We start from the raw sequence: 17924 nt of genomic DNA, 5'->3' as shown, positions 1-17924 counted from the left end.
TGGATCCCGGCCAAAAGCGTGCCGGGGTGACGGGGTGTGCCGTGCCGGGGTGACGGGGTGTGCCGTGCTGGGGTGACGGGGTGTGCCGTGCCGGGATGACGGGGGTGCGTGCCGGGACGGCGGGGTGCCGACGCCGTTGTCGACCTCAGCCGTCTCCCGGTGTCTGCAAGGCCGGGAACCAGATATCGGTGAGTACCTCCGCCGCCTGGTCGGCGGTGACGTCGATGGTGCCCTGCATGGCCCATCGGGTGAAGAACCGTTCCAACTGTGCCACCAGTAGTTCGATGCGCAGCCGCGCCTCGTCCTGCTGATCGGCGGGCCAGCGCGACAGGTATGAGGTCATCACATTGGGCAGCGCGAGAATGCCTTCGCGCGCCACCTCCCGAAACTCCGGTTCCAGTGCGGTCGCCTCGTCCCAGGCGGGCAGCAGGTCCTTGTACTCCTGGAACCATTCGATGGCCCGGCGCATCCAGGCCGCGAATTCCGTGCGCGAGCCGCTGTCGAGCACATGGTCGAGATCGGTATAGAAGTGCTGGACGCTGGGCAGCGTGCCCTGTTCGGCAATGGCGCGCAAAACATCTGGTTTGCCAGTGAAGTGCAGGTAGAAGGTGGCGCGGCTACAGCCGACGGCGGCGGCGATGTCGTCGACCCGCACCTGCGCGTAGCCCTGGGTGACGAACAGCTGCTTGGCGGCCTCGGTCAACCGGCTGCGGGTCAGGCGTTTCTGTTCGTCGCGCAGCGAGGTGCGGCGCGTGGGATCTGGCGCGGCGGTTTGCTCATCGGTCCGGGTCACGCCCTCCATGATAGACGTACGTTCACTCACTAGACACACTGTCTAGTGAGTGTTAGCGTGTGGGTCAGATCACGTCCGGCCGGACCGTGCCTCGGCCGAACAGGGAGAGTGAATTGGATACACGCGAATTGCCCCGGGTCTGCGTCATCGGCGCAGGGCCCTCCGGGATTACCGCCGCCAAGCGGCTCGCCGAATACGGCATCCCCTTCGATTGCTACGAGGCCTCCGACGAGGTCGGTGGTAACTGGTACTTCAAGAATCCCAACGGTATGTCGGCCTGCTATCAGAGCCTGCACATCGACACCTCGAAGTTCCGTCTGGCATTCGAGGACTTCCCGGCGCCCGATGAGTGGCCGGACTTCCCGCATCACACGGAGCTGCTGCAGTACTTCAAGGATTACGTCGATCACTTCGGTCTGCGCGACAAGATCGTCTTCAATACCAAGGTCATTGCCGCGGAACGTGATTCGAGCGGGCTGTGGGTGATCACCACCGATACCGGCCGTACCGAGACCTACGACGCCGTCGTCGTATGCAACGGGCACCACTGGGATCCGCGCCTACCCGACTATCCGGGTGAATTCGACGGCGTACTCATGCATTCACACGCCTACAACGATCCGTTCGACCCGATCGATATGCGCGGTAAGCGGATCGTAGTGGTGGGTATGGGCAATTCCGGTCTCGATATCGCCACCGAACTGTCGCAGCGGTTCATCGCGTCCAAGTTCTACCTGTCCGCCCGTCGCGGCGTCTGGGTGCTGCCCAAATATGTGAACGGCAAGGTCGGCGACAAGGCGTCCATGCCGACGTGGATGCCGCACAAGGTGGGTATGAAACTCAAGCAGCGGTTCGTCGTCAAGAACCGTGGCCATATGGAGAATTACGGCCTGCCCAAGCCGGATCACCTGCCCTTCGAGGCGCATCCGTCGGCCAGTGAGGAATTCCTGCACCGTGCGGGCTGCGGCGATATCACCTTCAAACCGGCCATTACCCGGCTCGACGGTAAGCACGTGCACTTCGCCGACGGCAGTGTCGAAGAGGTCGATGTGGTGGTGTGCGCGACCGGCTATCACATCTCCTTCCCCTTCTTCGACGATCCGGAACTCAAGCCCGATGAGCAGAATGTTTTCCCGCTGTTCCGGCAGATGATCAAGCCCGGTGTCGACAATCTGTTCTATCTCGGTCTGGCGCAGCCACTTCCGACGCTGGTGAATTTCGCCGAGCAGCAGTCGAAGCTGGTGGCCGCGTACCTGAGCGGTAACTATCACCTGCCCACCGAAGCCGAGATGCGCGCCGATATCCGGGCGGCCGAGGCCATCCGCACCAGCCGCTACTACAACTCGCCCCGGCACACCATTCAGATCGAATTCGAGCCGTACGTCCGTGATCTCACGAAGGAATTGGAGCGCGGGGCCAAGCGGGCGGCCGCCAATGGCTATGAGCCACCGGTCAAGGCACGCGCCGCGGCCGGAGTCTAGGAGAACGAAATGAGCAATGTCGCTGGTTTCTGTGCCGACGAATTCGCCGACGTCCGCCGGGCTTTCACCGAGCAGGTGGAATCCGGCGCGGAGCTGGGCGCATCGGTGTGCCTGATGGTGGACGGCGATCCGGTGGTGGATCTGTGGGGCGGTTGGGCCGATCCGGAGCAGACCACCCGCTGGGGAGCCGACACCCTGGTGAATACCTTCTCCATCAGCAAAACCATGACGGCGCTGTGCGCGCTACTCCTGGTCGAGCGCGGTGACCTGGATGTGTACCAGCGGGTGGCGCACTACTGGCCGGAATTCGCCGCCAATGGCAAGGCGAATATCGAAGTGCGGCATCTGCTCTCGCACACCTCGGGGGTATCGGGCTGGGACAGTCCCATCGAGATCCCCGATATCTACGACCACGAATCCTCGGCCGCCCGGCTGGCCGCCCAGGAGCCGTGGTGGGAACCGGGCACCGCGTCCGGCTACCACGCCATCAATTACGGGCATCTGATCGGCGAACTGGTCCGCCGCATCGACGGCCGGTCGCTGGGCCGGTTCTTCGCCGAGGAACTAGCGGGCCCGCTGGGCGCGGACTTTCATATCGGCACCGACCCAGCCGATTTCGGCCGCATCGCCACCCTGGAGCCACCGGAGTACGCGGAATTCGATCAATCGCTGATTCCGCAGGACAGCGTGATGTTCAAGACGCTGTTCCAACCGCTGCTGGATTTCGCCATGGTCGGTACGCCCGAGTGGCGGCAGGCGGAGATCGGTGGCGTCGGTGGCCACGGCAATGCCCGCTCCATCGCACGGGTGCAGTCCCTGATCAGTAACGGCGGCGAGCTGAGCGGCCGGAAGTTCTTGTCGCCCAGCACTATCGACCTCATTTTCGATCAGCAGGCCGACGGCGTCGATCAGGCGATTCTGCTGCCGCTGCGCTTCGGGATCGGTTACGGTCTGCCGCAGCCACAGACCGTGCCAGCCATTCCGGACGGACGGATCTGCTGGTGGGGCGGTCTGGGCGGTGCCATGGTGGTCAATGATCTCGACAATCGCATCACCTTCGCCTACGCCATGAACCGCATGGCGCCCGGCCTCATCGGGTCGGAGCGCTGTGACGCGTACCTGAAGGCCGTGTACGCGGCCGTGAAAGACAGTCGAGGACTTGATTCATGACGCAATCCGTTGACATCCAAGCGTTTGCCGCGCAAATCGCCGCCAAGCTCACCGGTCCGGGCGGACCGTTCGAAATGACGGTGGAGCAGGTGCTGGGCGCACCCATACCCCTGCTGAAGGACCGGGCCCGCTCCCTGGTGGAACTGCTGGAGTCGTCCCGGGCGCACGGCGACCGCGACTACCTGGTGACCGCCGATCGCCGAGTGTCCTTCGCCGAACATGTCGAGGCGGCGGGCGCCCTGGCCGCCGCCCTCGCGCAGCGGTACGGCATCGGCAAGGGCGACCGCGTCGGCATTCTGGCCGCCAATGATCCGGACTGGGTGCTGGCCTTCTGGGCGGTGCAGTGTCTCGGTGCGGTGCCGGTCGGCTACAACGCCTGGTGGGCACCCCGGGAGATCGCCTACGGGCTCGAACACTCCCAGCCCGTGGTGGTGATCGCGGATGCGAAACGCGCCGAACTATTGGCGGAGACCGGAACCCGCATTCCGGTGCTCACCATGGCGGGTGATCTGCCGAAGCTCATCGCGGAGTATCGCGGTGAGTTCCCGAAAACCGCTGTGGACGAGGACGACCCGGCGGTCATTCTCTACACCAGCGGCACCACCGGCCGCCCCAAGGGCGTGGTGCACACCCATCGAAACCTGGTGGCGATCAGCAACTATCACCGTTTCACCGACGGGATGCTGGACGGCTTCATGGGTAAGGAGTACGATCCGGCCCCGCGCGACCGCCGCTATCTCATGACCTCCCCGCTGTTCCATATCGCCTGCCTGCACAATCTGGTGATTCCGCGTGTTGTCACCGGCGATGCGGTGGTCATCTACCAGGGCGCCTACGAGGTGGATCGGCTGTGCCAGCTGATCGAATCCCAGAGGGTCACGCACTGGGCGGCGGTGCCGACCATGGCCAGTCGCATGCTGCACCACGATCTTTCGCGGTACGACCTGTCGACGCTGTCGGCCTTCTCGCTGAATACGGCTCCGTCCTCACCAGCCCTGCAGGCACGCCTGCGGGAGCGGCTCCCGGTCGCACAGGTGGCGCTCACCACCAGCTACGGCTGCACCGAGAGCGGAACCGCCGCCACGGTGGCCAACCCCATCGAGTTGGCCGCGCATCCGGAGACCGTGGGCCGCCCGATTGTCGGCGTCTCGGTGGAGATCCGGGATCCCGACGGCACCGTCCTGCCCGACGGTGAGCCGGGTGAGATCTGTGTGCGCAGCCCCTACGTCATGCTCGGCTATTGGAATGACGAGTCCGCCACCGCTGCGGCGATCGATGAGAACCGCTGGCTGCGGACCGGTGATTTCGGCTTCATGCACGAGGGTCGGCTGCAAATGGCCGGGCGGCGTTCGGATCTCATTCTGCGCGGTGGTGAGAACGTCTATCCGACCGAAATCGAGAATGTGATCGACGAACATCCGGCCGTGCTGGAATCGGTGGTGATCGGTCTCCCACACGACGATCTGGGCGAGCAGGTGGCCGCCGTCGTGGTGGTCGAGGACCCGCGAGCCCTCACCGTGGACGAGTTGCGCGAGTTCGTGGCGGGGCAGCTGGCCTACTTCAAGGTCCCGGTGCAATGGCGGATTACCGCAGATCCGCTGCCGCGCAATGTCACCGGCAAGGTGCTGCGCCGAGAAGTGACAATGAGCTGAGGCAGACCATGTTCGACACCATTATCAAGGGCGGGCGCTGGTTCGACGGCACCGGCGCGCCCTCGGCCATCCGCAATCTCGGTATTCGCGACGGTCGGGTCATGGCCGTCAGTGCCAAGGAACTGAACGAAACCGGCTGCGGCCGTGTGATCGACGCGGCCGGGAAGTGGGTCATGCCCGGCATGATCGATATCCACACGCACTACGACGTCGAGGTACTCCTCGATCCGTCGCTGTCGGAGTCGGTGCGCCACGGCGTGACCACGATTCTGCTCGGCTCCTGCTCACTGTCCACGGTGCACGTCAATGGATCCGAGGCCGGAGATCTCTTCGGCCGCGTGGAAGCCATTCCGCGCAAACATGTGGTCGAAGCCGTCGACGGATTGAAAACCTGGAACAGTGCGCACAGCTATGTGACGGCGCTGGAATCACTGCCGCTGGGAGCGAATCTCGCGGCCTTTATCGGGCATTCCGATATCCGGGTCGCGCTACTGGGGCTCGAACGCGCCACCCGCCCCGATGAGCGGCCCACCGAGGTGGAGATGCGGGCGATGGAGCATCGGCTCACCGAGGCCCTCGACGCCGGATTCGTCGGCATGTCCTCGCAGCAGCTGCTGTTCGACAAACTCGACGGTGACGTATGCCGTTCGCGCACACTGCCGTCCACCTACGCGACCACGCGGGAACGGCGGCGGCTCAATGCCGTGCTGCGTCGGCGCAAGCGGGCACTGCAGGGTGGACCCGATGTGGCGCGCCCGCAGAGCCTGATCGCCATGGCGGCGAGCAGTCTCGGCATCTTCCGGCCGAAGCTCAAGGTGAGCCTGCTCTCGGCCGCCGATATCAAGGCCATTCCCGGTGTGGTGCATATCTTCCCGTGGATCGCCAAGGTCCTCAACGGCCTCGGCGGGAACTTCCGATGGCAGCATCTGCCGGTGCCGTTCGAGGTGTACTCCGACGGAATCGACCTGCCGGTATTCGAGGAATTCGGTTCCGGGGCCGCGGCTCTCCACCTGTCGAATCAGTTGGACAAACGCCATGAACTCTTCCAGGACGAGGAGTACCGCCGCCGTTTCCGCAAGGATTACGAGACGAAGTGGGGGCCACGCGTCTGGCATCGGGACTTCTTCGATGCCGAGATCACCGAATGCCCGGATGCCGATCTGATCGGCAAGACCTTCGGCCAGGTCGGGGTCGAGCGCGGTGGCCTGCATCCGGTGGACGCCTTCCTGGATCTGCTGGTGGAGTACGGCTCCAAGGTGCGCTGGCACACCACCATCTCCAATCACCGACCCGAGGTCCTGAACCGGCTGGCCGCCGATCCCGGTGTGCAGCTCGGTTTCTCGGATGCGGGCGCGCATCTGCGGAATATGGCCTTCTACAACTTCGGGCTGCGATTGTTGCGGCGGGTACGCGACGCCCAGCAGGCGGGGACACCGTTCATGAGTGTCGAACACGCCGTGCACCGGCTGACCGGTGAACTGGCCGACTGGTACGACCTGGACGCCGGACACCTGCGGGTGGGCGACCGAGCCGATGTGCTCGTCCTCGATCCGGAACGGCTCGATGCCGGTCTGGAGGAGTACGCCGAGAATCCGATTCCGGAGTACGACGGGCTCTCGCGCATGGTGAACCGCAATGACGAGACGGTCACCGCTGTATTGATCAACGGGAAGTACGTCTTCGGGTCGGGGGAGCGGGCGGCGGTGCTCGGAACCGAGCGCACCGGCCAGTTCCTCCGTGCCGGGCGGCGCTGAGAAATGGGAGACGTGACCATGCACCCACACAGATTCGACGGACGTACCGCCGTGGTGACCGGCGCGGCTTCCGGAATCGGCGCTGCCATTGCCGCCGCGCTCATCGCCGAGGGCGCGCAGGTGGTCGGACTGGATATCGACGAGTCCGGTGTGCGCGAACAGGCCGCCGACCTCGGCGACGCCTTCCTACCCGTAACCGCCGATGTCACCGTCGAAGCCGAGGTCGCGGCCGGGATCGGTGTGGCGGCAGAGCGTTTCGGCGGTCTCGATATCGCCTTCAATGTGGCGGGCGGTTCGCGGATCGGCGCGGTCACCGATATGGCGGAGGCGGATTGGGACTTCACCGTCGATCTCGTGCAGAAGAGCGTCTTCCTGTGCACCAAGCACGAGGCGCGGCTCATGCGCGACGGCGGCCGAGGCGGCAGTATCGTCAATATCTCGTCGCTGGATGGCCGCATTCCCATGCCCGGTGGTAGCGCGTACTCCACCGGTAAGGCGGGCGTGGTCATGTTCTCCAAGAACGCGGCCCTGGAACTCGCCCCGCATCGCATTCGGGTCAATACGGTGCTGCCGGGCCTGGTCGATACTCCGCTGGTAGCCGCCATCATGGGCTACGAACCGGCCAAACAGATGTTCCTGGACCGGATTCCACTCGGTGCGGCCGCCAGTGCGGAGCAGGTCGCCGCACCCTGCCTGTTCCTGGCCAGTGCCGACGCCTCCTACATCACCGGCACCGAACTGGTGGTCGACGGCGGTTGGGAGATCAGCAACTTCCCGAACCTCGCGAGACTCGCCGGGGGCTGAGCGCGTTTCGGTCGGCGGCGGCCGATCGGCCCGATTTGTCGTAGGTCCCGGATACCTTCATGGATGTGGTCCAGCACTCCGCCGCCGTAATCGCCTCGCTCCGAGACGATTTCGATGCGTTGCTGGATGCGTGCTGGGCGGAGATCGAGGGTACCGCGGAGCCGGAACTGCTCGCCGCGCTGCACGCACCGGAGCTGCGGGACCATCGCGTCAATGCGCTGTACTACTGGGAAACGCTGCTCATGCGGGACCTGTGCCTGACCAAGCTGCGGGGTGGGAATCGCAGGGAGCGTGCGGAACTCGCCGAACTCGAACACACCGCGCAAGCGTTGCGCATCGCCGCGGCGGTGCGATTGCGGGAGGACCGGCAGCAGCCGCGCCGTGCGGGGCCGAAGGGATTCGAACAGGTCTGCGTCTGGTTGCTGTCGCTGCTGCTGCCACAGGAGTACGAGGCGGCGTTCGGTGCGGCCATGACCGCGTGCGATCTGGATCCGGCGCGCACCCGGCTGCCGTCCCACGACTGGTGGCGCTGGGGAGTGGAGCGCGGCTGGATTCAGGATGTGATGACACCGGAAGCGGCACATCTGCTTTCGCTGGATGACGAGGCCTTCGTGGCGCAGGTGCGCCGGGCACTGGCCGGGCAGGCGGTGCCCGGTGCGGAGAGCCCGCCGGTCGCCGAACGCTGGCAGGGGGCGTTCAAGGAACTCGAACAGCAATTGCGCGCCGAGCTGGATCGGACCGTGGCAGCGGCCAGGGAACTCGTCGACGACGCGTTCGAAGCGTCGCTCACCCGCATTGTGGAACTCTACGGCGAACTGGCCGAGCTGCGGGTGCAGCGCAGACAGGCGACGCGTCGCTATCTCGGAATGAAAGACACCATTGTCGAATTGGTCGACGCCGCCACCGAATCAGTGCGCGAATGGTGCTGTTCGACGGCCGCCGAGGAGGTAGCGCGGGTACATCCGCTGCTGTGGAGTCGGGTGCGGTCGGCGGTGTGGGAGCACCGCGGGATCTGGGACCGGGATGGATTCACCTGGTTGGGCAATAGCGGGGGAGTGCTGGCGGACAGCCTGCGATTGGCCGTCCGCTCCGCGACCCCGCCGCGACCGCACTCCGAAATGGTTTCGACCGCACAGCCACCACCCGCCGCGGGCGTCGCACCCGCACCGCTCACGGTCGCCACCGATGCCTCCGGCTACGGCGAGGTCGGCGGTTACGGCTGGGCGGCCGAGGACGGTCGCACCCACAGCGCCACCTGTGTCGAGGGAAGGAGCTCGGTCGAATCCGAACTCATCGCCATCTGCGAAACCGCCACCGCCCCACAACTGTCCGACCGTGAACTGCGCATCCTCTCCGATTGCGAACAGGCCGTCGTCGCCATCAATACCGCGCTGCGCCGCCGCACCCCCGAGGCGCTGCCCTTCCCGGTATCGGACAAGGTCTTCGATCACGTCGCGCGGGCTCTGCGCCGCACCGTCCCCTTCCGCGCCACCTGGATCCAGGGTCACGGCGGCCACCCCCTCAATGAGGAGGCCCACCGCCTCGCCCGCGCCGCCCGTTGGTGATCTCCCACCCGCCGTTCACCGAAAGTTCGTTTTCCCGACAGTCATTCGTGGCAATCACTACCAGTGGCATGGACCGCACCGGTCCGGCAAACCGGCCCCGTGCGATCCGAAGCGACCAGCTCGTCGGAGTTCGTGATGACCCACAGTCCAGTCGAACAATTCGCCCACGTCCGCGTCGAACCACCCCTCGATCAGGAATTGGCCCTGCGGTCCGCCGCCACCCGCCTCCTGCGCGAATTCGGTGACCGAGTCGGCGAGGAAACCGTAGACAACCTCCTGCGCACCGCCTACAGCCGCGTAGCCACCCGCGCCAAGGTGGAAACCTTTCTCCCGCTCCTCGCCGAACGCGCCACCCGGGAACATCTGCAGACCCTCGCCGAGGCGCCCTCCGGCTGACCGACCGCGAACCTCCGACGCGGATTCGAACACAAGTTCGAATCTCGAGGTACTCTCGTCGCCATGGTCGTTTCCCCGGGCGAGGCAATGCACCGGATCTTTCGGCACGATCCCGGCGTCTTCGCCCGGGCCTTCAACGCACTGCGGCTACCCCTGGCCGATCCCACCGAGGTGGTCCTGCTGCGAATCGGCACCGATGACCCCCGCGCGCGGGATCGTAGAGTAGACGCACTCTTTCGAATCACCACCAAAGACGGCGGCTTCCTACTTCTGGTGGAGTCCTTGGCCTGGGACGACTCCGACCGCCCCGCCGCTTGGGCCCGCGACCTGGCGCAGCTTTCCTTCGAATACCGCTTGCCTCCAGTGCTTCTCGTCATCTGCCGTGATCGAGTCACGGCCATGTGGGCGATGAACACCGCCGCCGTCGGTCTCCCGCTGTGGCCCAGTGTGGAGGTGCATCCGCTGGTTGTAGGCCCACACAATGTGCCAATCGTGATGGATCCGGACGCTGCGACGGCCAATATTCCCTTGGCAACCCTCTCTGCAATCGCGCACGCCAGGGCTCCGCAGATCGATGCGATCCTCAAAGCTCTCGCAGCCGGATTGGCCCGGGTCGACATCGACGACGCTCGGGTCTTCGCTGAACTCACCCACCTCGGCTTGGCGGGAAGCGCTGCCGCCGAGGTCTGGAGCCGCACGAAATCTGCGGGTTTTGGCAGAGCGTGGAGTGCTACTCGGTGAGCCGTACACGAGGCAACTGAACGGCAAGCTACGCGAACTCCGCTTCCATCTCGTGCGCGACGCGGTGCGGATTACCTACTGGATCGCGTCGGGGCGGCGCATCATCCTGCTGACAGTATTTCGTAAGCAGCGAATGCGGGAGACAGCTGAAATCGAGCGGGCGGTGCGGGCCATGGAGCGCTGCATCGTCGAGGCTCATACCGTGGAAGAGGAGTGAGATCCATGGGTGAACGCAGGAGTTGGGCCGACAAGCGCGCCGAAATCATGAGCCGCCCGGGCGCGGAGGCCGCATACGATGCGGCCCGCATCCGGGTCGAACTCGGTGCGGCGGTGCGGCAGCGCCGTGAGGAACTCGGTCTGACGCAGGCCGAGTTGGGAGAGCGGGCCGGGCTGAAGCAGCCTGCGGTGGCCAGGTTCGAAGCAGGGGGAACCATGCCGACGATCCCGATGCTCGAGCGCTTGGCCATCGCCCTGCAACTGCGGCTCGCTGTCCGGTTCGAACCGATGCGCGAGGCAGGCTGATGTCCTACCGCGGCGGTACCACCGGGGCCTCCCAGGCGCGGGCGTAGCGGCTCTTATCGGGGGCGTTGACCTCTTTGCTGCGGTAGACGACATAGGGACGGACGAAATAGCCGATGGGCGCGCTGAACATGTGGACCAGACGGGTGTAGGGCCAGATGCCGATGAGCAGCAGGACGATCAGCCCGTGGGCCTGGAAGGTCCACGGGGTGCCGACCATCAGCTCGGGCTCCGGCCGGAAGGTGAAAAGACTGCGGAACCACGGCGATACGGTCTCGCGGTAGTTGTAGGTGCCCCACAGCAGATTACTGCCGACGGTATTGAGCATGCCGGTGATCAAGGCTCCGGCCAGCAGCGCGTACATCAGCTTGTCGTTATTGGTGGTCGCCCTGCGGACGGCGGCGACCGTGAAGCGACGGTAGAGCAGAATGGCGATTCCGGCGATAACCGCAATGCCCGCAATGGTTCCGGCGGAGACCGCGGCCAGGTGGTACATGTGCTCGGAGATGCCGATCGCCGCGGTCCAGGAGGCCGGGATCAGAACGCCGACAATGTGACCGCCGATGACGCCGAGCATGCCGAAATGGAACAGCGGGCTGCCCAGGCGCAGCAGGCGCGATTCGTAGATTTGCGATGACCGTGTGGTCCAACCGAATTGGTCATTGCGCCACCGCCAGAGGTGGCCCAGCAGGAAGGAGGTGAAGGCCACGTAGGGCAGGGTCATCCAGAGGGTGGTGGTCATCGGCGGCCTTCCGAGGCGGCGAACATGGTCGGGTCCATGGAGAAGGGCTCGAGGCCCACTTCCTCCTCGGGAGGACCCTGGGCGGCCAGTTCCGCGATGCGGCGACGGTCCGCGGTGGTGAGCGGCGGGAGGGTCGCGGTAACGGCGGCGAGGATACCGGCGTACGGGGAAGCGCTGTCGGACAGGGACAGTCGCAGCAATTCCAGGACGGGCACATGTTCGCCGAGCAGCCGTTCACCGCCGATGGGATCCACCGTGGCGGCGAATTCCAGGAGTACCGGGAGGTGGTCGGGGAGTTCCTCATCGCCCAGTTCGACGCCCCCGTGACGGTAGGCGTGCTTGAAGCGCAGCAGCGCCATGCCACGTTTACGGGTGTCGCCGTAGGCGTAATAGCTCAGGTGCAGGCTGGCGCGGCGGCGCATATCGAAGGTTTCGACATACTGCTGAGCCAGGGCGATGGGGTCGGTACCGCGCAGGTGGGTGAGGAAGCCGTTCAGATGCGGCTTGATATCGCGCGGCAATTCGCCGACCGCACCGGATAGTTCATCCACCATGGCGAGCATCTGCGCACTGGGATAGTCGAGCAGCAGCGCGGCGATCCGCCAGATCAAGCGCCGTTCCCGCTCGGACATCTCGACGGCGGGCCGGGGGCGTCGCCGCAGGTTGAGCAGGCTCATCGGTGCGCTCCGGTCGGCTCGGGCGTGATATCGGATTCGCCGTGGCCATTGGTGGCCGCGCCATTGCTGCCATTGCTGCCATTGCTGTCGCTGCTGCCATTGCTGCCGTTCGCGGCGGTCCCCGCCCCGTTCCTACTGGGCAGCAAACCACTGGAACTCTTACCGTCCCAATTCAACAGATTGACCCGGTTCGACTTCTCCTCCGGCGCCGCGCCATTGGTATCGGTGAGGTGGAACTTGTCGGCCATATAGTCGAAGGCCGTCATCCCCGGCCCGCCGTCGGTATCGAGGCTGCACCCGGTGGCCAGTGAATCCAGTTCGTGCGCACGGGACGTCGCGCCGCTGGGAATGACGTACCGGTGCTCGTACTTGGCAATGGCCAGCAGCCGGTACATGGCCTCGATCTCCTCGGGCTCCAAGCGCACCGACTCCGGAATCGACATATCCGGTTCCTGCCCGAGATTGACCGAGCGCATGAACGACCGCATCCCGGCCAGTCGTTGCAGCGCCGCCCGCACCGGTCCGATCTCACCGGCGGTGAACAATTCCGCCAGGTATTCGACCGGAATCCGCAGCGCGTCAATGGCTCCGAAGAGGTTCGAGTGATCCTCCCCGTCATGCCCGGTCTCCGACAGCACATCCACCACCGGCGACAGCGGCGGCACGTACCAGACCATCGGCATGGTGCGGTACTCCGGATGCAGCGGCAAGGCGATCTGGTAATCGACGATGAGCTTGTAGACCGGCGAATCCTGCGCCGCCTGAATCCATTCGGTGGAAATTCCGGCCTGCTCGGCCTCCGCGATCACCCGTGGATCGTGCGGATTGAGGAATACGCCCAGCTGCGACGGATACAGATCCTTGTCATCGGTGACCGAGGCGGCCTCCTGCACCGCGTCCGCGTCGTAGAGCATGACGCCGATGTACCGCAGCCGTCCCACACAGGTTTCCGAACACACCGTCGGCATGCCGACCTCGATGCGCGGGTAGCAGAAGGTGCATTTCTCCGCCTTACCCGTCTTGTGGTTGAAGTAGATCTTCTTGTACGGGCACGCCGAGACGCATTGCCGCCAACCGCGGCACTTGTCCTGATCCACCAGCACGATGCCGTCTTCGGAGCGCTTGTAGATCGCACCGGATGGGCAGGCGGCCGCGCACGATGGATTCAAGCAGTGCTCGCAGATGCGCGGCAGGTAGAACATGAAGGTTTCTTCGAATTCCAGCTTCACCTTGTCGGAGAGCTTGGCCAGCATGGGATCCTTGCCGACCTGCTCCGGCCCGGAGCCCAGATCGTCATCCCAGTTCGCACCCCAGGTGACCTTGGTGTCCTGGCCGGTGATCAGCGATTTGGGCCGTGCCACCGGCACGGTATCGATCTGTGGTGACGACAGCAGATTGTCGTAGTCGTAGCTCCACGGGTCGTAGTAGTCGCTCACCGTGGGCAGATCCGGATTGGCGAAGATATTGAGCAGCCGCTTCATGCGCGACCCGGACTTCAGGCTCAGGCGGCCCTTGCGGTCGAGGATCCACCCGCCCTTCCACTTCTCCTGATCCTGGTACTGCCGTGGATATCCCTGTCCCGGGCGGGTTTCCACATTGTTGAACCAGACATACTCGGTGCCCGCGCGATTGGTCCACGCCTGCTTGCAGGTGACGCTGCAGGTATGACAGCCGATACATTTGTCCAGGTTCATGACCATGGCGAGTTGGGCCATAACGCGCATGTCAGTACTCGACTTTCTGGTTGCGCTTTCGGATCGTGGTGACCTCGTCGCGCTGATTTCCGGTGGGCCCGTGATAGTTCAGCGCGAACGACTGCTGCGCGTAGCCACCGATGAGATGCGTTGGCTTGATCATGATGCGGGTCAGCGCATTATGAATACCGCCGCGTTTTCCCTTGCCCGCCTTGATATCCGGTGTGCCTTCGATACGCGGGACATCCACGGCGCGGTCCTGCGCGTGGTACATGAACACGGTGCCCTCGGGCATGCGGTGCGAGACGATGGCGCGGGCCACCACAATGCCATTGCGGTTGATGGCCTCGATCCAGTCGTTGTCCTCGACACCGATCTTCGCGGCGTCCTTATCCGACATCCAGATCGACTGGCCGCCACGCGAGAGCGTCAGCATATGCAGGTTGTCCTGGTAGGCGGAGTGGATCGACCACTTGGAGTGCGGCGTCAGATAGCGCACCGTCACGCCGTTCTCATTTACATTGCCCACCCCCGGCTCCCGGAAGAGTGCGGTCATATCCAGCGGGGGCCGGAAGATCGGCAACTGCTCTCCGAATTCGATCATCCAGTCGTGATCGAGGTAGAAGTGCTGCCGCCCGGTGAGCGTGTGCCACGGCTTGAGCCGCTCGGTATTGATGGTGAACGGCGAGTACCGGCGGCCACCGGTCTCACTGCCCGACCACTCCGGCGAGGTGATGACCGGTACGGGCCGAGCCTGAGTGTCGGCGAAGGTGATTCGCTTGCCCTCGTGCTCGGCGGCCAGATCGGCCAGTTGGGTGCCGGTGCGCTTCTCGAGCGCGTGGAACCCCTCCACCGCGAGTCGGCCATTGGTGGTACCGGACAGCGCCAGAATGGCCTCGGCGGCGTGGGTGTCCTTGGCCAATGACGGGCGACCCTGTGCGACACCGGAAACCACGGTGCCGTTCATACCCTTGAGGTATTCGACCTCTTCATCCGGCAGGGTGGTGACACCCTTGGTGGTGAGTCCGAGCGTTTCGACGAGCGGCCCCAGCGCCGCCATCTTCTCCGCGACGGCGGGGTAATCACGTTCGACCACCACGAGTTTCGGCATGGTTTGCCCGGGAATGGGTTCGCATTCCCCGGCCTTCCAGTCCAGCACCCGGCCACCGGCCTGCGCCATGGCGTCGGCGGTGTCGTGCTGGAGCGGCATGGCGACGAGATCTTTGCGCTTGCCGAGATGCTTCTCCGCCAACCAGGAGAATCCGCGCGCGATCCGGTGGAAGGCATCGAAGTCGGTCTTGGTCTCCCAGGGCGGGGAGATGGCGGGGGAGAAGGCGTGCACGAAGGGGTGCATATCGGTGGAGGACAGATCGTGCTTCTCGTACCAGGTGGCGGCGGGCAGCACGATATCGGAGAACAGTGTGGTGCTGGTCATCCGGAAGTCCAGCGACAGCAGCAGATCCAACTTGCCGGTGGCGGCCTGGTCGCGCCAGACGAGTTCCTGCGGACGAACGCCGGTGTCGTCGGTGGTCTGCAAATTGGAGTCCGCGCCCAGCAGATGCTTGTGGAAGTACTCGTTGCCCTTACCGGAGGAACCGAGCAAATTGGCCCGCCAGACGGTGAGGACGCGCGGGAAGTTCTCCGGGGCGTCCGGATCCTCGCAGGCGAAGCGCAGATCACCGGATTTCAGGCCGTCGACCACATAGTCCGCCGGTGTCTTACCCGCCGCCTCGGCCTCGTCGACCAGGTCCAGGGGGTTGCGGTTGAGCGTCGGGTAGGACGGCATCCAGCCCAAACGTGAAGCGAGCGCGATATTGTCGGCGGCCGTGCGTCCCGCGAATTTCCCACTGCTCAGCGGCGAGGTGAACGCCTCCGCGGTGAACGGGTCGTAGCGCCACTGGTTATTGGTCAGGTACCAGAACACGGTGCCCTGCATCTGGCGGGGCGGCCGCTGCCAGTCGAGTCCGAAGGCCAGGGTGGACCAGCCGGTGACCGGGCGGCATTTCTCCTGGCCGACATAGTGCGCCCAACCGCCGCCGTTCACGCCCTGGCAGCCGGTGAGCAGGGTGAGGGTGAAGAACGCGCGATAGATCTGATCGGAGTGGAACCAGTGATTGGTGCCCGCTCCCATGAGGATCATGGAGCGACCGTGGGAATCCTGCGCGTTCTGGGCGAATTCGCGGGCGATGCGTTCGGCCTGCTTGGCGGGAACGCCGGTGATCTGTTCCTGCCAGGCGGGCGTGTACGGCTCGCTGGGATCGTCGTAGCCGGTCGGCCAGCTGCCGGGTAGGCCCGAGCGGGCGATCCCGTACTGGGCCATCAGCAGATCGAAGACGGTGGTAACCCGTTTGCCCGCGATAACCGCGGTGGGCACGCCGCGGGTGATCACCCCGGCGGTCCCGTCGTCGAAACGGGGAAGCTGCACGGCGGCGGCGTCGTCGGCGCGGCCGTGCAGGGTCAGCAGGGGATCGACATCCCCGAGGTCCAGATTCCAGCGGCCCTTACCCTCTTCGCCGAAGCGGTGCCCCAGAGATCCGTTGGGCACGAAAGGATTACCGTCTCCGTCCAACAGCACCGTCTGGAACTCGACACCCTCCCCGGTATGCCCGAGGTCGGCGGCGGTGAGGAATTTGCCGGGCACACAGACGCCGTCTTTATCGTCGAGCGCGACCAGGTATGGCAGATCGGTGAAGCGCTTGACGTAGTTGTCGAAGTACGGCGTGGACTTGTCGACGAAGAATTCCTTGAGCACCACATGTCCCATGGACATGGCCAGTGCCGCATCGGTTCCGGGGCGGGCGGGCACCCATTCGTCGGCGAATTTGGTGTTGTCGGCGTAGTCGGGGGAGACCACGACCACCTTCTGGCCCCGATAGCGCGCCTCGGTCATGTAGTGCGCGTCCGGGGTTCGGGTCACCGGGACATTCGAGCCCCACATGATCAGGTATCCGGCATCGAACCAGTCCGCTGATTCCGGCACATCGGTCTGGTCGCCGAATACCTGCGGTGAGGCCACCGGCAGGTCCGCGTACCAGTCGTAGAACGACAGCATGGAGCCGCCGATCAGGGAGATGAACCGCGCACCCGTGGCATGGCTGACCATGGACATGGCCGGAATCGGGGAGAACCCCGCCACCCGGTCCGGCCCGTACTGCTTGATCGTGTACACATGGGCGGCGGCCGCGATCTCGGCGGCCTCCCACCACTCGGCGCGGACGAATCCGCCCTTACCGCGCGCGTGCTTGTAGCGCTTGGCCTTCTCCGGATCCTCGACAATGGACTCCCAGGCCAGAACGGGATCCTTGAGCTGTTCCTTGGCCGTCCGGTACATCTCCAGCAGTACGCCGCGAATATACGGATAGCGCACGCGCGCAGGCGAATACGTGTACCAGGAGAACGACGCGCCACGCGGGCACCCGCGCGGTTCGTACTCCGGCTTGTCCGCGCCCACCGACGGATAGTCGGTCTGTTGCGATTCCCAGGTGATCACACCGTCGGAGACGTAGATCTTCCAGGAGCACGATCCGGTGCAGTTCACACCGTGCGTGGAGCGCACCACCTTGTCGTGCGCCCACCGATCCCGGTAGAACTCGTCTCCGCTTCTGCCACCCACCTTGTGCAGGGTGCGAAGATCTTCGGAGACCTCTCCGCGATTGAAGTATTTACCCAGCCGAAGCAGTGCATCGGCGGACGACTGCGGGGTCCGCGAATTAGCCATGACGCCCCTTCGAGTGGATTAAATCGGGCTGCTGCATCGACTGTAAAGACGTCGGGCGGGGCGTCAAAACGATTCTCTCACAATGCGCGAAGGGTCGTTGTGAGATGTGAGATCGCGGCAACGTGCCGGTCACTGTGCGATAGCGGCTCCGCTCCCACCGATTCGCCCCCACCTGCGCGAACGCAGAACGACCAGCTGAAACGCGGCCCGGCCCGGAC

General features: G+C 64.9%; 15 protein-coding genes. 10 read left to right on the top strand and 5 right to left on the bottom strand.

Annotated features, from left to right (window positions below; genetic code table 11):
- Positions 1–145 precede the first annotated feature (145 nt).
- A complete protein-coding gene (locus NU1_RS18285) occupies positions 146–793 on the bottom strand; it encodes a TetR/AcrR family transcriptional regulator (RefSeq protein ID WP_245720184.1) in 648 nt (215 codons plus the stop codon).
- Positions 794–906: 113 nt separating this feature from the next.
- Between NU1_RS18285 and NU1_RS18280 the strand changes: the two genes are divergently transcribed.
- From NU1_RS18280 to NU1_RS18240, 10 genes are all read left to right on the top strand, one after another.
- Positions 907–2274, top strand: coding sequence for a flavin-containing monooxygenase (locus tag NU1_RS18280; protein ID WP_157552460.1), 1368 nt, complete (start codon positions 907–909; stop codon positions 2272–2274).
- Between the two features lie 9 nt (positions 2275–2283).
- The gene (locus NU1_RS18275) at positions 2284–3444 is read left to right on the top strand and encodes a serine hydrolase domain-containing protein (protein WP_067522974.1); all 1161 of its coding nucleotides are present in this window, start codon (positions 2284–2286) and stop codon (positions 3442–3444) included.
- On the top strand, positions 3441–5096 hold the full coding sequence (gene casG, locus NU1_RS18270) for a steroid-24-oyl-CoA synthetase (protein ID WP_067522973.1): 1656 nt from the start codon (positions 3441–3443) through the stop codon (positions 5094–5096). Before NU1_RS18275 ends, casG begins: the two co-directional genes overlap by 4 nt.
- Positions 5097–5104: 8 nt before the next feature.
- Positions 5105–6850, top strand: a complete 1746-nt coding sequence (locus NU1_RS18265) for an N-acyl-D-amino-acid deacylase family protein (RefSeq protein WP_067522972.1) — start codon at positions 5105–5107, stop codon at positions 6848–6850.
- Between the two features lie 18 nt (positions 6851–6868).
- On the top strand, positions 6869–7654 hold the full coding sequence (locus NU1_RS18260) for an SDR family NAD(P)-dependent oxidoreductase (protein WP_245720183.1): 786 nt from the start codon (positions 6869–6871) through the stop codon (positions 7652–7654).
- A gap of 65 nt (positions 7655–7719) precedes the next feature.
- Positions 7720–9219 carry an RNase H family protein gene (locus tag NU1_RS41530; protein ID WP_169815090.1) on the top strand — a complete coding sequence of 500 codons (1500 nt, stop codon included), beginning with the start codon at positions 7720–7722 and terminating at the stop codon, positions 9217–9219.
- Positions 9220–9354: 135 nt separating this feature from the next.
- Complete coding sequence (locus NU1_RS18250; protein WP_157552457.1) at positions 9355–9615, top strand: three-helix bundle dimerization domain-containing protein; 261 nt, start codon at positions 9355–9357, stop codon at positions 9613–9615.
- Between the two features lie 63 nt (positions 9616–9678).
- Positions 9679–10356 carry a hypothetical protein gene (locus NU1_RS42795; protein ID WP_212761317.1) on the top strand — a complete coding sequence of 226 codons (678 nt, stop codon included), beginning with the start codon at positions 9679–9681 and terminating at the stop codon, positions 10354–10356.
- Positions 10328–10573, top strand: a complete 246-nt coding sequence (locus NU1_RS42790; protein WP_212761316.1) for a type II toxin-antitoxin system RelE/ParE family toxin — start codon at positions 10328–10330, stop codon at positions 10571–10573. Before NU1_RS42795 ends, NU1_RS42790 begins: the two co-directional genes overlap by 29 nt.
- Before the next feature lie 5 nt (positions 10574–10578).
- The gene (locus tag NU1_RS18240) at positions 10579–10878 is read left to right on the top strand and encodes a helix-turn-helix domain-containing protein (RefSeq protein WP_067522968.1); all 300 of its coding nucleotides are present in this window, start codon (positions 10579–10581) and stop codon (positions 10876–10878) included.
- A gap of 4 nt (positions 10879–10882) precedes the next feature.
- On the opposite strand, the gene narI is transcribed toward NU1_RS18240, so the two are convergent.
- Genes narI through NU1_RS18220 form a run of 4 tightly spaced genes read right to left on the bottom strand, consistent with a single transcriptional unit; the run spans position 10883 to position 17706 of the window.
- Positions 10883–11617 carry a respiratory nitrate reductase subunit gamma gene (gene narI / locus NU1_RS18235; RefSeq protein WP_067522967.1) on the bottom strand — a complete coding sequence of 245 codons (735 nt, stop codon included), beginning with the start codon at positions 11615–11617 and terminating at the stop codon, positions 10883–10885.
- Positions 11614–12294, bottom strand: coding sequence for a nitrate reductase molybdenum cofactor assembly chaperone (gene narJ, locus NU1_RS18230; RefSeq protein WP_067522966.1), 681 nt, complete (start codon positions 12292–12294; stop codon positions 11614–11616). Before narJ ends, narI begins: the two co-directional genes overlap by 4 nt.
- On the bottom strand, positions 12291–14009 hold the full coding sequence (gene narH / locus NU1_RS18225; RefSeq protein ID WP_067523052.1) for a nitrate reductase subunit beta: 1719 nt from the start codon (positions 14007–14009) through the stop codon (positions 12291–12293). The genes narJ and narH overlap by 4 nt, the downstream gene beginning before the upstream one ends.
- Before the next feature lie 10 nt (positions 14010–14019).
- Complete coding sequence (locus NU1_RS18220; protein ID WP_067522965.1) at positions 14020–17706, bottom strand: nitrate reductase subunit alpha; 3687 nt, start codon at positions 17704–17706, stop codon at positions 14020–14022.
- Positions 17707–17924 lie beyond the last annotated feature (218 nt).

Origin of the sequence: Nocardia uniformis NBRC 13702 (genome assembly GCF_001613345.1) — a bacterium.
Taxonomy (GTDB): Bacteria; Actinomycetota; Actinomycetes; order Mycobacteriales; family Mycobacteriaceae; genus Nocardia; species Nocardia uniformis.
Note: the sequence above shows the minus strand (reverse complement) of the source record. Positions and strands in the feature narration are given on the sequence as shown.